The organism is Agromyces sp. Marseille-P2726 (assembly GCF_902809835.1).
Taxonomy (GTDB): Bacteria; Actinomycetota; Actinomycetes; order Actinomycetales; family Microbacteriaceae; genus Agromyces.
In genome coordinates, this window is the sequence record NZ_CADDWM010000002.1 from 21,699 (window position 1) to 35,522 (window position 13,824).

Here is a 13,824-nt window from a genome sequence, read left to right on the forward strand (position 1 = left end):
CGGACGCGCGCAGCGGGACACCCGCTGATCGAGTAGCGCCGCGCGCAGCGCGCCCCCGCTGATCGAGTAGCGCCGCGCGCAGCGCGCCCCCGGTGATCGAGTAGCGCCGCGCGCAGCGCGACGCGTATCGAGATCCCCCACCAGGTCTCGATACGCGTGCCTGCGGCCCGCTACTCGACCACCGCAGGCGCCAGCGCGACACCCGCTGATCGAGTAGCGCCGCGCGCAGCGCGACGCGTATCGAGATCCCCCACCCGGTCTCGATACGCGTGCCTGCGGCCCGCTACTCGACCACCGGAGGGGCGCCTGCGGCCCGCTACTCGACCACCGCAGGGGCGCCTCCGGCCCGCTACTCGACCATCGGAGTATCAGCCGGCCGGCGGCGCCGTGCTCTCGCGCACGACGAGGCTCGTCGCGAGGTCCATCCGGGGCGTGGGGGCACCCGGTTCGACCGGCTCGTCGGCGAGGCGGATCGCGAGCCGGGCCGCCTCCTCCCCCATGCGCCGAAGCGGCTGGTGCACCGTGGTGAGCTTCGGCGTGAGCCAGGCGGCGAGCGGGATGTCGTCGTACCCGACGACCGAGAGGTCCTCGGGAACCCGGATGCCGCGCTCGCGCGCCGCCTCGAGCACGCCGAGTGCCTGCATGTCGCTGCCGGCGAAGATGGCCGTGGGCCGCTCGGCAGCGTCGAGCAGCTCGCGCGCTCGGTTCCGTCCGCCCGAGACGTGGAAGTCCCCGAAGCGGATCCAGGACTCATCGATGGGGAGCCCCTCGGATCCCATGGCCGATCGGTAGCCGTCGACGCGGGCGAGCGAGCACATCATGTCGGCGGGTCCGGTGATGGCGGCGATGCGCCGGTGCCCGAGCTCGATGAGGTGCCGGGTGGCGGCGAGCCCGCCCGACCAGTTCGCCGAGCCGACCGACGGCGCGTCGGGCGAGGGATCCCCCGCGGGATCCACGATGACGAACGGGATGGCGCGGGCGTGCAACCGCTCCCGGTACTCGGGCACCAGGTCGCTGAACACGAGCACGACGCCGACGGGTCGTCGCCGCATCACGCCGTCGATCCAGTCGGGGTCGGGCGAGTGGCGACTCCCGCTCACCGTGAGCACGACGGAGAGGCCGTGCTCCTTCGCCACCGCTCCGACGCCGTCGATGAGCTCCATCGACCAGATCGGATCGAGCTCATGGAAGACGAGCTCGATGAGCTCGGCGCGCGACTCGGAACGTCCGGCGCCGCGACGCCGGTACCCTCGCTCCGAGAGCACCTCCTCGATCCGGGCACGGGTGGCCGCAGCGACATCCGACCGGCCGTTCAGGACCTTCGAGATCGTCGACAGCGACACGCCCGCCTCGTCGGCGATCTGGGCGAGCGTGACGCGGTCGGTCGCGGCATCCGATGACATGTTTCGAAGTCTAGTGTCGAAAGTTGCGACCCGCGGCGGGCTTGCATTGGCTGGCGCCTGCGCTTATGTTGTACCTGCCAACAAATCATCGCTGACGCTGAAAGGCGGATCCCTCCATGGCCAGCGCGCCCACCCGTGCAGACAAGTTCTCCTTCGGCCTCTGGACCGTGGGCTACAACGGCACCGATCCGTTCGGCGGCCCCACGCGGCATCCGCTCGATGTCGTCCACGTCGTCGAGAAGCTCGACGAACTCGGCGCGTACGGCCTGACCTTCCACGACGACGACCTGTTCGCGTTCGGCTCGAGCGACGCCGAGCGACAGACGCAGATCGACCGCCTCAAGGGCGCACTCGAAGCCACCGGCATCGTCGTGCCCATGGTGACGACCAACCTCTTCAGCGCGCCGGTCTTCAAGGACGGCGGATTCACGTCGAACGACCGGCAGGTACGCCGGTTCGCGCTGCGCAAGGTGCTTCGCAACCTCGACCTCGCCGCCGAACTGGGCGCGAAGACGTTCGTGATGTGGGGCGGACGCGAGGGTGCCGAGTACGACGTCGCGAAGGACATCCGCTCGGCGCTCGAGCGGTACCGCGAGGCGGTGAACCTGCTCGGCGAGTACGTGACCGACCAGGGCTACGAGATCCGGTTCGCGATCGAGCCGAAGCCGAACGAGCCGCGTGGCGACATCCTGCTGCCGACCGTCGGGCACGCGCTCGCGTTCATCGAGTCGCTGGAGCGGCCCGAGCTCGTCGGCCTCAATCCCGAGGTCGGACACGAGCAGATGGCCGGGCTCAACTTCGCCGCCGGCATCGCGCAGGCGCTCTACCACGGCAAGCTCTTCCACATCGACCTCAACGGACAGCGCGGCATCAAGTACGACCAAGACCTCGTGTTCGGCCACGGCGACCTGCACAACGCGTTCGCGCTCGTCGACCTGCTCGAGAACGGCGGCCCGAACGGCGGCCCGGCCTACGAGGGTCCGCGCCACTTCGACTACAAGCCGTCGCGCACCGAGGACGAGACCGGCGTGTGGGACTCGGCCGCCGCGAACATGCGCACCTACCTGCTGCTGAAGGAGCGGGCCGCGGCGTTTCGTGCCGACCCCGAGGTGCAGGAGGCCCTCGAGGCCGCGCGCGTGCCCGAGCTCGCCGTGCCCACCCTCGAGTGGGGCGAGACGTACCACGACCTGCTCGCCGACCGCTCGGCGTTCGAGGACTTCGACGCGTCGGCCTACCTGGGCGGCCGCGGCTTCGGGTTCGTGCGCCTGCAGCAGCTCGCGACCGAGCACCTGCTCGGGGCGCGCTGACTCCCCTTCCCTGTATCGCCGAGTGTGCCCGAAACGACTGGAATGTGCCCGCTCAGCCGGTGCCATTCGGTCGAATCGGGCACACTCGGCGCAGGAACTGACAACCGACGGGACTGACAACACGGGAGGTGGGTGATGGCACTGGTCGCCGGCGTCGACTCGTCGACGCAGTCGTGCAAGGTCGTGATCCGGGATGCCGCGACCGGCGCACTCGTGCGTGCGGGTCGCGCGCCGCATCCCGACGGCACCGAGGTCGACCCGGCCGCCTGGTGGGGCGCGCTGCTCAGCGCGTTCACGGATGCCGGCGGCCTCGACGGCGTCGAGGCGATCTCGATCGGCGGGCAGCAGCACGGCATGGTGGTGCTCGACGACGAGGGCCGCGTCATCCGGGATGCCCTGCTCTGGAATGACACTCGCTCTGCGCAGGCAGCGCGCGACCTGATCGCCGAGGTCGGGGCCGACGAGTACGCCCGCCGCACGGGCGTCGTGCCCGTCGCTTCCTTCACCGCGACGAAGCTGCGGTGGCTGCGCGACGCCGAGCCCGACGCGGCTGCCCGGGTCGCGGCGGTGGCGCTGCCCCACGACTGGCTGACGTGGCGCCTGCGCGGCTACGGCCCTGCGGGCGAGTCGCCGCTGGGTCCCGTGCTCGAGGAGCTCACGACCGACCGCTCCGACGCGAGCGGCACGGCGTACTGGGGCGCCGACGGATACGACCGCGAACTCCTCGCCGGGGCGCTGGGGCACGACGCGATCCTCCCGCGCGTGCTCGGCCCCGGCGAGGTGGCCGGCCGCACGCCCGACGGCATCCTCGTCGGCCCGGGCGCGGGCGACAATGCGGCGGCCGCGCTCGGGCTCGACGCGGCATCCGGCGACGTCGTCGTCTCGATCGGCACGAGCGGCACGGTCTTCGCCGTGACGGATGCCCCCATTGCCGACGCTTCGGGCACGGTCGCAGGGTTCGCGGATGCCACGGGGCGCTTCCTTCCGCTCATCGCCACGCTGAACGCGGCCCGGGTGCTCGACGCGACGGCTCGGCTCCTCGGCGTCGACCACGCCGAGCTCGGGCGACTCGCGCTGGACGCCGAGCCCGGGGCATCCGGGGTCGTGCTCGTGCCGTACTTCGAGGGCGAGCGCACGCCGAACCTGCCCGACGCGACGGCCTCGTTCTCGGGGCTCACCCTCGCGAACACGACTCGGCCGAACTTGGCGCGGGCGGCGGTCGAGGGCATGCTCTGCGGACTCGCCGACGGGCTCGATGCCGTGCGCGGTCAGGGCGTCGAGGCGCGGCGGGTGCTGCTGATCGGCGGCGCGGCCCAGAACTCCGCGGTGCAGCGAGTCGCGGCGCAGGTTTTCGACGTGCCGGTGACGGTGCCCCAACCCGGCGAGTACGTCGCCGACGGCGCGGCGCGCCAGGCGGCGTGGGTGCGCACCGGCGAGCGTCCCTCGTGGCCGATCGAGATGGTGGCCACGCTCGACGTCGACACCCGCCCTGAGATCCGTCGACGCTATTCCGAACGGGCGGCCGGGACTGCGGCCACCTCTGCTCCAGACTGAGGCGTATCGACCGGGACGATCCACGCGAGCGCCGCCTCGACGGCGTCGGCGAGTACTGTCTCGCGACCGACTGCTCGAGCCGCCTCGAACTCCGCCGCTCCCGGCCCATCCAGGACGCGCGCCAGAATCGGCTGGAAGAACGAAAGGGTCGATACTGCGAGCATGCCCTTGTGTTCCCGGATGGTGTCGGCCGCACCGAGCATCCGCCCGGCGAACGAGAGGTCACCCGACATCATGGCGACCGCCGAGAATCCCTCGAGTGCGTACGCCGTGCCCCACTCACTCCCGGTAGAGGTCGTGAGAAGTAGCGTGTCCGAGAAGAGTTCTCGAGCGGTGACCCTCTCACCTGCGAGCAACTTGGTCCAGCCCAAGTAGTTGAGGGCTCCGGACTCGTTCACTCGGTCCCCGTTGCTTCGCGCGAGCGCCAGGATCATCTCGAAGTTCTCAACGGCGGCGGAAGTCCTGCCGCGCATGAGCTCCAACTGACCGAGAACCAGCCCGACGGTCACGCGGAGGAACGGATTATCGGCCTGCTCCATCATCTGAACGGAGCGTCTGAGCGTGCTCTCTGCCGAGTCGGTGTCGGGCGGTGATTGCATCAGTTGAGCCATGCCAAGGGAGAGAAGGGCTGCGCTCTCTCCGGATTCGTCACCCAGTCGTCGGAAGCGCTCGACGCAATCCGCGAAGACGGGTATGAAGCCCGGATCGGGCGCGCTCTGAGAGGTGAACTCGATCGCATTGACGGAGAACACCACGATTGCGTCGAGGTGCTCGGCAAGCCGAACGTCTGGCTCCAGAAGTCGTTTCAGCCAAGCCGAGACCTCGCCGAACTGGCCGGAGATCCACCAGAACGGAAGAAGCGCCCAGACGAGTTCCACGATCTCGTTCCACTGGTGCGTGGCGAGGAAATAGGTGACCGCGGTTCGAATCCCGTCACGTTCATCGACGAGCCGGGACATCCATTCATCCTGGTCGATGTGGGTCAGCGGTCCGGCCGCATCGGCGGCGAGCTTCAGGTAGAAGCGCGCGTGTCGCTCCTCGCACTCGCTGATCGCGCCGCGAGCGTCGAGTTGCTCGCGTGCGTATTCCCCCACTGTGGCGAGCATCGTGAACCATGCTCGATTGCCGTGATCGGTCTCGCGAACGAGACTGCTCTCGACGAGTGCCCCCAGCGCCTCGACCGCATCGGTGGCCTCGAGTCCCTCGGCCATCCATTCGACTGCGTCGAGCGCGAATCCACCCCGGAAGACACCCATCCGGAAGAACAGCTGGCGATGCTCGGGCCGGAGGAGCCGCGCGCTCCATTCGATGGTTCCTCTGATCGTGCGCTGACGCTCTGGAACATCACGCGGACCGTCGACCAGCAGCGGCAGGGCATGATCGAGTCGCGCGAGGATCTCGACCGGAGTGAACACGCGAACCCGAGCGGCAGCGAGCTCGAGTGCCAACGGGATGCCGTCCAACGCGGCGGCGATCGCCGCGATTGCCGAAGCATTCGTCGCGGTTCGTTCGAAGGAGGGTTTGACGGCCCGCGCACGCTCCAAGAAGAGGCCGGTGGCCGCGAGATCGGGCAGCGGTCCAAGTTCGATGCTCTGCTCGCCGGAGACGTGCAGGAGCACTCGACTCGTCGCGAGCATCGACATCCTCGAGCCGGCGAGAAGAGTCCGGATCTGCGGCGCGGCCTCGACCACCTGCTCGACATTGTCCAGCACGAGCAGCAGCCGCCGATCGGCCAATGCCGGGCCGAGCTTCTCGTCGAGCGAGCGATCTCCGGTGTCCCGGATGCCGAGCGACTGAGCAATCGCAGGGATCACGAGGTCCGGGTCGCTCACCGGAGCGAGATCCACGAAGGCCGTGCCGTCCGGGTACGACGTCTCGACCGAGCGAGCGGCAGCGATTGCCAGGCGACTCTTGCCGATGCCTCCCGGACCGGTGATCGTCACCAGCCGAGCTCCGTCGACAGCGAGCATCCGGACGACCGTGTCGAACTCGACCTCGCGCCCGAGCATGCGGGTCACCGGTGACGGAAGTCGCACGAGTTCGGTGGACGCAACATCCGGCGGTGCCTCGACGAGTGGCCCACGTCGCGAGTCGGCAGCGTCGAACCGCTCTGCGACCAGCGTCGCGAGGTCGGCGGTGACGACGTCGGCCAGCTCCGCGGCATCCGTGAATTGGACATAGGATGCCCCGTCAGCGTCCCGGACGCGAGCGAGCAGCTCCTCGAGCCGCTCCTCCCGACGTTCACTCCGCTTGAGGTAGATGAGCTTCGGGATGTCGGGCGCGAGGTTCCATTCGTCCTCCAGCCCGGAGACCTCTTCACCTGGCGCGATCCAGCCGTACTGCTCCCAGTAGATGCCGACGAAGATGTCGCTCTGCTCGAGGTATGCACGGTACAGCTCGCGTGGCGGATGAGGACGTGCCCCGAGCTCGAACATCACCGGCGCCATCGCCAGTCGCTCGATCGCCGCTCGCACCGCACGTCGCTCCGGCGCCAGCTCCTTCAGCGTCGAGCTGACGAACACGCGTAGTCGTTGGTCGGGTGTCCTGATTACGCCGGCGACCCGGCTCATGTGCACAGTCTCCTGCTCCAGGATCGTCCGTGTCCAGACCTGATCGTCGTGGCCGTTGGATCGGGTCCGAATGCCCAACCGATTCGCACCCGATCACGACAGCGCGAGCGCGACCGTGTCGGCGAGCTTGGCGCTGCGTCCGGCGCGGCGCCCCTGCTCGAAGGCCTCGGTGCCGCCGCCGGCGAGCGCCTGCTCGAGGATCTGGCCGTGCAGCGAGAACCCTTGCGCTCGCGCACCGTCTCGGCGGCACCGAACAGCCGGCTCGCGCGGTCGAGGTCGCCGGTCACCGCGACGGCCGACACCGCCTCGAGCCCGTAGGCGAATCCCTCCTCGTGTCCGAAGGTCGAGGAGATGAGCAGCTGCTCGGTGAAGCATCCCCGGGCACCTTCGGCGTCGCCGCTGAGCAACCGCTCCCAGCCCAGGTGGTTGAGGACGATGGCCTCAACCGCGGCATCCATGAATGCGACATAAGTCGCCCCATCGGCATCACGGATGCGAGCCAGCAAGTGCTCGAGCCGCTGCTGCCGATGGTCGCTCCGCTTCAGTCTCGTCGCGTGCGAGCTTGCGTGTCCAGATCCGATGGCCCGGGGAAGCGCTCCGCGCCGAGCCCCCGCGCCGAGCCCCGGTGACGCGGATGCGGAACACGCGTAGCATCAGGAGGAGACGACGTCGCGTCATACGACGCCCCGCGAATCGCCGCGAGTGAGAGTGAGGGAGAAAGATGTCCGACCAGAACGAACCGGTCGAGCGGCCGAAGTCGACGCCCGAGACCGAGACCGACCGCCTCGAGGGCAGCTACACCGAACGTGACGGCGAAGCGCCGCACGTCCGCACCGTCGCCGGGCGGTACACGCGCACCGACGGGGCGCCCGACGACGAGGAAGACGTGGTCGGCGACTACGTCGAGACGCTGGACGGGCCGATCACGCACGACGCGTCCGAGCGGCACGGCAAGTTCATCCGCACCGACCGGGACCCGACCAAGCGCTGACCTCACCGTCACTGCGCCCCTGCGGCGTCCTCTGCGCCAGTCCATGTGGCGCAGAGGGTGCTCGCGTGGCGCAGCAGCGCCGTCAGCCAGGCAGGTCGACCGAGCGCGCCAACTGCGCGCCCGCGGCCTCGAGCCACCGACGCGGTTCCGTCATCGCGACGGCGCTGCTGCCGGCGAGATCGACGAGGGCGACGGATGCCGCGAACCCGCGCGGCTCGGCCGTGACCGCCCCGGCGACCAGCGCCGTGCGCACGCCCGCCTGCCGCGCGAGTGCGGCCACCTCGGTGGGCGCCTTACCCGCCGCGGACTGACCGTCGAACCGGCCCTCGCCCGTGATCACCAGCGAGGCGCCCCTGATCGCCTCGGGCAGCCCGATGGCGTCCGCGACGACGGCCGCCCCGCCGCCCATGGTCGCGCCCCACGCGAGCAGGCCGAAGCCCGCACCACCGGCGGCTCCGGCGCCGGGAACGGCGGCGAGCGGTCGCACCGACGACGGCATCCGGCGCACGAGTCGCGCGAGGTTCTCCTCGAGCACCGTGACGGTCGCGGCATCCGCCCCCTTCTGCGGTCCGAACACCGCCGCGGCCCCCGATGGCCCCAGGAGCGGATTCGTGACGTCGCCGAGGATCACCGCGCCCCCCGGCGGCACCGGCCGAAGCGGCGAGAGATCCACCCGGTGCAGGGCCCGGAGGCCCCGGTTGCCGAGCCCGATCGGCCGACCTGAGGCACCCGCGAACCGTGCGCCGAGCACGGCGAGCGCGCCGACCCCGCCGTCGGTCGACGCCGAGCCGCCGAGCCCGAGCAGCAGCCGCGAGACGCCGTGATCGAGCGCCGCGGCGATCGCGTCGCCGAATCCCGCGGTGTGCGCGTCGAGCGGCTGCAGTCGATCGAGCAGCGTGATGCCCGAGGTCGCCGCGAGCTCGACGACGCCGGTGCCGTCGGGCAGCAGCACCCCGTGCGTCTCGACCGTGTCGGGCTGCGCTCCCACCGGCCCGCGCACGCGCACCGGCATCCGGCGAGCGCCCGGCACCGTCGTGGCGAAGGCGTCGAGCGTGCCCTCGCCGCCGTCGGCCATCGGTCGCAGCACGAGCTCATCGCGTGGGCGCACGGCGCGCCATCCGGCCGCCAGCGCAGCCGCGGCATCCGCGGCGCTCACCGTGCCCTTGAACGAGTCGGGAGCGACGACGACGCGCGTCACGACGCGTCGAAGGTCGGCGCAGGCACGCGCGACAGCCACTGCAGCGCGCGCTCGAGCAACTCACGATGCTCGGCTGATTCGTACGAGCGAATGTCGTGGCCGAGCGCGTCGTACACGAGCCGGGAGTGCCCCAGTTCCCGAGCCCAGACCAGCGGATGCCGCATGCCGCCGTCTTCGTGCTCGGCGATCGGTTCGATCACGCCGTCGAGCCGCAGTCCGGCGTACCGCTCATCGGTCACGGTGAAGTCGGCGAGGCCCTCGGCGATCGCGTGCGAGCCGACGACATGCACCCGGGCGTCGCCCAGTTCGGGATGCCAGGACTCGCCCTCGACCCATCGCGCGCCGAGCGCCGCACCGAACGCCGGCACTTCGCGCAGGGTCGACGCGGCCGCGTGCACGGCCAGGATGCCGATGCCGCGCTCGAGCGCAGCCTCGAACCCGGCCGTCGCCGCCGCAACGCGCGACTCGTCGACCGGGCCCGGGTCGGCCGCGCCCTCGGGCATCGGGCCGTCGGGGTCTCCCGCGTTCACCACGACGAGATCGATGTCGTCGAGCGCGGCGAACCCACCGAGCAGGTCATCGCTCGCCTCGACACGGTATCCGGCGCCCGCGACGATCCCGGCGAGCGCGGCGCTCGTCTCGTCGAAGCGGTGCCATGGGTCGGCATAGCGGCCCGAGCCGCTGAGGATGACCGCGCGCATGTCGCCCCCTCCGCTCTCAGGTGCATCGTATCGCCGTACGTCGGTCACGTCGCGAGATGGGCGGCGATCGGCGACGCGCGACAGCATCGGAGGGCGAGCTCGCACTCGGGTCGGGCAGAATCGCGAGCATGCTGTTCTCCGTGGGCCACGGTCGGCTCGATCGGCAGGGCCTCACCCAGCTCCTCCGGTCGGCCGGCGTCCGAGCGGTGGTCGACATCCGTCGCTTCCCGGGGAGCCGACGGAATCCCGACGTCGGACGCGATGCCATGGCGCAGTGGCTGCCCGACGCGGGTCTCGAGTACCGGGTCGACGAGCGCCTCGGCGGACGACGCCGGCTCGCCCCCGACGCGCCGCGCGAAGACCCGTGGTGGCGCGTCGAGCAATTCGCCGCGTACGCCGCGCACACCCGCACGGCCGAGTTCTCGTCGGCCCTCGACGAGCTGCTCGCGCAGGCGCACGAGACCACGACGGCGATGATGTGCAGCGAGAGCGTCTGGTGGCGCTGCCATCGGCGGCTCGTCGCGGATGTCGTCGTGCTGCAGCGGCACGGCGACGTGGAGCACCTCATGCACGACGGCCGACGAACGCGCCATCCCGTCTCCGAGGGCGCCCGGGTGCGGGCCGACGGCACGATCGTGTGGGACGGCCCCGCCGACGGCTCAGCCGACGGCTCAGCCGGCGACTGACTCGGCAGCGACCGGCAGCGCCCACACCGGCAGGCGCCTGAACCGGGCCGTGATCAGGCGCTCAGGACCCGGCGCACCCAGGCATCCCGGGCCTGCACGGCCGCCTGCGACACCGCCGCCGAGGGCACGATGCCCTGGAATCCGTGGAACCCGCCCGGCCACACGTGCAGCTCGGCCGAGCCGCCGGCCGCCCAGATCCTCGTCGCGAACGCGACCACCTCGTCGCGGAACACCTCGGCGCTGCCCACGTCGATGTAGGTGGGCGGCACGCCCGCCAGGTCGGCGGCGCGTGCGGGTGCGGCGGCGATCGTCACGTCGTCGGTGCCGCGCCGGTCGCCGAGCAGCGCCGTCCAGCCGGTCTCGTTGCTCGTGCGATCCCACACGCCGACGCCATCGAGCTCACGCGACGAATCGCTGTCGTTGCGGTCGTCGAGCATCGGCGACATGAGCAGCTGCGCCGCCGGCATCGCGATCCCGCGGTCCCGCGCGAGCAGGATCGTTCCGGCGGCGAGGCCGCCTCCGGCACTCACACCCCCGACGAGCACGCGCTGCGGGTCGAAGGCGAGCTCCCCCGCTCGGGCGACGAACCACTCGTATCCGGCGAGGGCGTCCTCCACGGGTACCGGATCGGGGAACTCGGGCGCCAGTCGGTAGTCGACGGATGCCGCGACGGCACCATGCTCCAGCACCCATCCGACGAGCATCGGAACCACCGCCCAGCGGCTCCCGCCGACCATGCCGCCACCGTGCAGCAGGTAGATCCCGGGAGTGGAGCCACCGTCAAGCGCCGACCCGGCTCGAGGCGCCGACGAACCGGCGTCGTCTGTGCGGCGCACCACCGAGACGGTGATCTCCCCGCCGTCGTAGCCCGGCACCGTGTGGTCCACGACCTCCACGGGACGCCCGGCCACGACGTCCTCGATCGACGACCGCTCCCGGGCGGTCGCCGCCCGGAACTCCCCGATCGCCGAGGGCTCGAGCGTGGTGAAGAAGCGGGGCAGGCCGTCGAGCGCCGGTGCGAGCTCGGGATCGAACGATGGGCGGGTGGACCGCGGCATCCGCGTCACCCCAGGCGCGTGATCGCCGGCAACTCGAAGGTTCCGTCGAGCACCTGCGCGCGTGGCTGGTAGATGCGCATCATCGGGCGGAAGTCGCCCTCGGGCGTCGGCAACCAGTTCGCCGCGGCGGCCGGGTCGTCGGGGCGTTCCCGCTGCATGCGGATGGTGATCGAACCGGCCTGCCCGGAGCCCGTCGACGGATCGCCCGTCACGATGCCGGGTGTCCGGTCGCCGATCGAGTACCTCCGGATGGGGTTCTCGACGAGGAGGTACTCGGGCGTCGAGTACATGGTGATCGACCAGAACGCATAGGCGGGCGGCGGCTCGGGAAGGTGCAGCTCGTAGGCGTGCTCGCCGTTCAGCCGCCTGCCGTCGGCATCGACGAACACCTCGGCGTAGTAGGCCTCGTAGCCGTGGTTGCCCCACAGGCCGTTCCGCGCCGACCGGGCCCGCAGCACGTACGACTCGGCGCGGTCGGCGACCTTCCACTCGGGCGCGTCGATCGTTCCGAGGCCGAGGTGGTCGACGTTGTAGTCGAAGCCGTGCGGCCACCCCAGCCATCCGTTCACGGCCGCTGCGGCATCGGGCTTGGACAGCTCCTCGACCTCCTCGCGTCCGCCCGCGAAGGCGTGCGCGAGATGCTCGTCGAGATCGCGCGCCACGACCCCGTACGGGTTCCCGTGATCGGTGAGCCCGTAGTCGGAGTACCTCCGCAGGAACTCCAGATCGGCCGCGGCCGGTGGGAAGGCCAGGCTCCACACCCGCAGCAGCTCCCAGAACCGCAGGTGCTCGGGAAGGTCGGCATGCGGTTGCGGGAGCCCGCGCAACGGCCCGTTCCCCTCGAGCGGCGTCAGGGTGAACTGCTGTTGCAGGGCACGCACGCGAGGCAGGTCGTCGGCCCCGTCGACCGCGAGCCGGCCCACTATCGCGGCGACGTCTGTCGGCGACTCGATCGTCGGCACACCGTCGGGCGCTGTTCCCGTCCAACCGGGCGGGGTGATGAGGTAGGTGCCCTCGCCGGTTCCGGTGGCACGACGACCGACGTACGCGAAGTTGTTCGTCCATGCGTCGACGAACTGCAGCACGTAGTAGGCGCCATCGGTGTCGGGCACGTGCAGCAGCAGCGGGCCGCCCGACAGGTCGAGCAGGCCGATCGAGTACACGGTGTCGTTGTTCACGCTGACGAAGGCGTCGGCCGGCGACGCGAGCCCGGTCGCGTGCGCGAACTCGTTGAACCGGGCCGGCGGCAGTGAGCCGAGGCCATGCGTCGCGATCGCCTGGATGCTCGACAGGTTGTACACCAGCGGATACCCGAAGACGTAGGCGTCCACGAGATGGCGTGAGGTCCAGTCCATCGCTCTCCCGTTCCGTCCGGACCGGGCGCCGGACCCGTTCCCCAAACTAGCCTGCGCGACGCCGTTCGAGCGAGAGGTAGAAGGTCAGGTACACCGCCACCGACGCCACCATGCCGACGGCGAACACCCACGCGCTCGGCCGCGACCACACGAAGTCGCCGAACCGCACCACCATCGCGATGAGGATGCAGGCGAGGCAGACGAGCTGCGCCTGGAACACCCGCCGGAAGGCCGACCATCGGTTGTCCCACAGCATCCAGATGTTCACGAAGCCGGGCAGCGTGAGCACCGTGCCCACGATCCTCGCGGTGAGCGGCGTCAGGTCCCAGGCCCACGTCTCGAGGAACGCCTGCGGGGCGATGAAGAGCACGAGGCCGGTGACGGATGACGCGGCACCGACGAACGCGAGCAGGTACCGCCACGGCGCCGGGATCTCGACGTCATCGCCCTCGGGCGCGCCGTCGTCCTCGCGGAGGTTCACGATGATCGCGATGAGCACGAGCACGGGCGTCGTCACGTAGAGGGCGACCCACGTGATGAACGAGATGTGGCCGAAGTGGAACCGATCCCAGTGCAGGAACGTCGCGATGCCGGCGAGCGTGGCGAACACGAGCACGGCAGGGAAGCCGTGCCGCACGCGATGCCAGCGCCGCTGCACGGCCACCTGCACGAAGAACCAGATGCCGCCCGCGTACGCCGACCCGAGGAGCATGGCCGTGATCGGCGGATTGATGGTCCAGGCGAAGTGCTGCTCGGTGCCGCCGGGAAGGACGAGGAGCAGGAACGCAGCGGCCACGAGGAAGGGGAGCACCACGTACGCGAGCACGCGGGTGAACGGTCGCACGCGGTCGGTCGCTCCCGCCCGGTGGCGATCGGCGAGCGGTTCGCTGTGCCGCCGCTCGGCGGGTTCGGGCGGTGCCGGGTCGGAAGGTCGAGCGTGGCGCTCGTCGTGTCGCGGTTCGACGTCGCTCATGAGTGCTCCTCGGATTCAGTTCGGCCCG

The 13,824-nt window shown here is 70.8% G+C and carries 12 protein-coding genes and 1 pseudogene; 4 read left to right on the top strand and 9 right to left on the bottom strand.

The window, feature by feature from the left end:
* Nucleotides 1-368 precede the first annotated feature (368 nt).
* Nucleotides 369-1,403 (bottom strand): LacI family DNA-binding transcriptional regulator, encoded by a 1,035-nt coding sequence (locus HUS56_RS00680; RefSeq protein WP_173921492.1) that lies wholly within the window; start codon nucleotides 1,401-1,403, stop codon nucleotides 369-371.
* A gap of 116 nt (nucleotides 1,404-1,519) precedes the next feature.
* On the opposite strand from HUS56_RS00680, the gene xylA reads away from it, so the two are divergent.
* Together xylA and xylB are read left to right on the top strand one after the other, a co-directional pair.
* Nucleotides 1,520-2,710 (top strand): xylose isomerase, encoded by a 1,191-nt coding sequence (gene xylA / locus HUS56_RS00685; RefSeq protein WP_173921493.1) that lies wholly within the window; start codon nucleotides 1,520-1,522, stop codon nucleotides 2,708-2,710.
* Between the two features lie 135 nt (nucleotides 2,711-2,845).
* Nucleotides 2,846-4,264 carry a xylulokinase gene (gene xylB / locus HUS56_RS00690; protein ID WP_173921494.1) on the top strand — a complete coding sequence of 473 codons (1,419 nt, stop codon included), beginning with the start codon at nucleotides 2,846-2,848 and terminating at the stop codon, nucleotides 4,262-4,264.
* On the opposite strand, the gene HUS56_RS17200 is transcribed toward xylB, so the two are convergent.
* From HUS56_RS17200 to HUS56_RS00700, 3 genes and pseudogenes are all read right to left on the bottom strand, one after another.
* Nucleotides 4,216-5,370: a hypothetical protein gene (locus HUS56_RS17200; protein ID WP_254431220.1), complete on the bottom strand. Its 1,155-nt coding sequence runs from the start codon at nucleotides 5,368-5,370 to the stop codon at nucleotides 4,216-4,218. The two genes, xylB and HUS56_RS17200, sit on opposite strands and share 49 nt — an antisense overlap.
* Nucleotides 5,371-5,943: 573 nt before the next feature.
* A pseudogene (locus tag HUS56_RS17475) lies at nucleotides 5,944-6,834 on the bottom strand (DUF4062 domain-containing protein); the annotation flags it as partial.
* A gap of 93 nt (nucleotides 6,835-6,927) precedes the next feature.
* A complete protein-coding gene (locus HUS56_RS00700; RefSeq protein WP_173921496.1) occupies nucleotides 6,928-7,209 on the bottom strand; it encodes a hypothetical protein in 282 nt (93 codons plus the stop codon).
* A gap of 346 nt (nucleotides 7,210-7,555) precedes the next feature.
* Between HUS56_RS00700 and HUS56_RS00705 the strand changes: the two genes are divergently transcribed.
* Nucleotides 7,556-7,825, top strand: a complete 270-nt coding sequence (locus HUS56_RS00705; protein WP_173921497.1) for a hypothetical protein — start codon at nucleotides 7,556-7,558, stop codon at nucleotides 7,823-7,825.
* An 82-nt stretch (nucleotides 7,826-7,907) separates the two neighbouring features.
* Here the strand turns inward: HUS56_RS00705 and HUS56_RS00710 are convergent, their stop codons facing one another.
* Both HUS56_RS00710 and HUS56_RS00715 read right to left on the bottom strand, forming a co-directional pair.
* Complete coding sequence (locus HUS56_RS00710) at nucleotides 7,908-9,023, bottom strand: glycerate kinase (RefSeq protein ID WP_173921498.1); 1,116 nt, start codon at nucleotides 9,021-9,023, stop codon at nucleotides 7,908-7,910.
* Nucleotides 9,020-9,724, bottom strand: a complete 705-nt coding sequence (locus HUS56_RS00715; protein WP_173921499.1) for a ThuA domain-containing protein — start codon at nucleotides 9,722-9,724, stop codon at nucleotides 9,020-9,022. Before HUS56_RS00715 ends, HUS56_RS00710 begins: the two co-directional genes overlap by 4 nt.
* Nucleotides 9,725-9,852: 128 nt before the next feature.
* On the opposite strand from HUS56_RS00715, the gene HUS56_RS00720 reads away from it, so the two are divergent.
* Nucleotides 9,853-10,410, top strand: coding sequence for a DUF488 family protein (locus tag HUS56_RS00720; RefSeq protein WP_173921500.1), 558 nt, complete (start codon nucleotides 9,853-9,855; stop codon nucleotides 10,408-10,410).
* A 53-nt stretch (nucleotides 10,411-10,463) separates the two neighbouring features.
* On the opposite strand, the gene HUS56_RS00725 is transcribed toward HUS56_RS00720, so the two are convergent.
* From HUS56_RS00725 to HUS56_RS00735, 3 genes are read right to left on the bottom strand one after another with little or no spacing between them, the layout of a single operon-like run.
* On the bottom strand, nucleotides 10,464-11,468 hold the full coding sequence (locus HUS56_RS00725) for an alpha/beta hydrolase (protein ID WP_173921501.1): 1,005 nt from the start codon (nucleotides 11,466-11,468) through the stop codon (nucleotides 10,464-10,466).
* A gap of 5 nt (nucleotides 11,469-11,473) precedes the next feature.
* On the bottom strand, nucleotides 11,474-12,823 hold the full coding sequence (locus HUS56_RS00730) for a DUF1254 domain-containing protein (protein ID WP_173921502.1): 1,350 nt from the start codon (nucleotides 12,821-12,823) through the stop codon (nucleotides 11,474-11,476).
* 46 nt (nucleotides 12,824-12,869) lie between these two features.
* Nucleotides 12,870-13,796: a hypothetical protein gene (locus tag HUS56_RS00735; RefSeq protein ID WP_254431222.1), complete on the bottom strand. Its 927-nt coding sequence runs from the start codon at nucleotides 13,794-13,796 to the stop codon at nucleotides 12,870-12,872.
* Between the last annotated feature and the right edge of the window lie 28 nt (nucleotides 13,797-13,824).

Coding starts and splice junctions, on each gene's coding strand:
- HUS56_RS00680 (WP_173921492.1), bottom strand. CDS start 1,403: ATGTCATCGGATGCCGCGACCGACCGCGTCACGCTCGCCCAGATCGCC.
- xylA (WP_173921493.1), top strand. CDS start 1,520: ATGGCCAGCGCGCCCACCCGTGCAGACAAGTTCTCCTTCGGCCTCTGG.
- xylB (WP_173921494.1), top strand. CDS start 2,846: ATGGCACTGGTCGCCGGCGTCGACTCGTCGACGCAGTCGTGCAAGGTC.
- HUS56_RS17200 (WP_254431220.1), bottom strand. CDS start 5,370: ATGCTCGCCACAGTGGGGGAATACGCACGCGAGCAACTCGACGCTCGC.
- HUS56_RS00700 (WP_173921496.1), bottom strand. CDS start 7,209: ATGCTTCACCGAGCAGCTGCTCATCTCCTCGACCTTCGGACACGAGGA.
- HUS56_RS00705 (WP_173921497.1), top strand. CDS start 7,556: ATGTCCGACCAGAACGAACCGGTCGAGCGGCCGAAGTCGACGCCCGAG.
- HUS56_RS00715 (WP_173921499.1), bottom strand. CDS start 9,724: ATGCGCGCGGTCATCCTCAGCGGCTCGGGCCGCTATGCCGACCCATGG.
- HUS56_RS00720 (WP_173921500.1), top strand. CDS start 9,853: ATGCTGTTCTCCGTGGGCCACGGTCGGCTCGATCGGCAGGGCCTCACC.
- HUS56_RS00725 (WP_173921501.1), bottom strand. CDS start 11,468: ATGCCGCGGTCCACCCGCCCATCGTTCGATCCCGAGCTCGCACCGGCG.
- HUS56_RS00730 (WP_173921502.1), bottom strand. CDS start 12,823: ATGGACTGGACCTCACGCCATCTCGTGGACGCCTACGTCTTCGGGTAT.
- HUS56_RS00735 (WP_254431222.1), bottom strand. CDS start 13,796: ATGAGCGACGTCGAACCGCGACACGACGAGCGCCACGCTCGACCTTCC.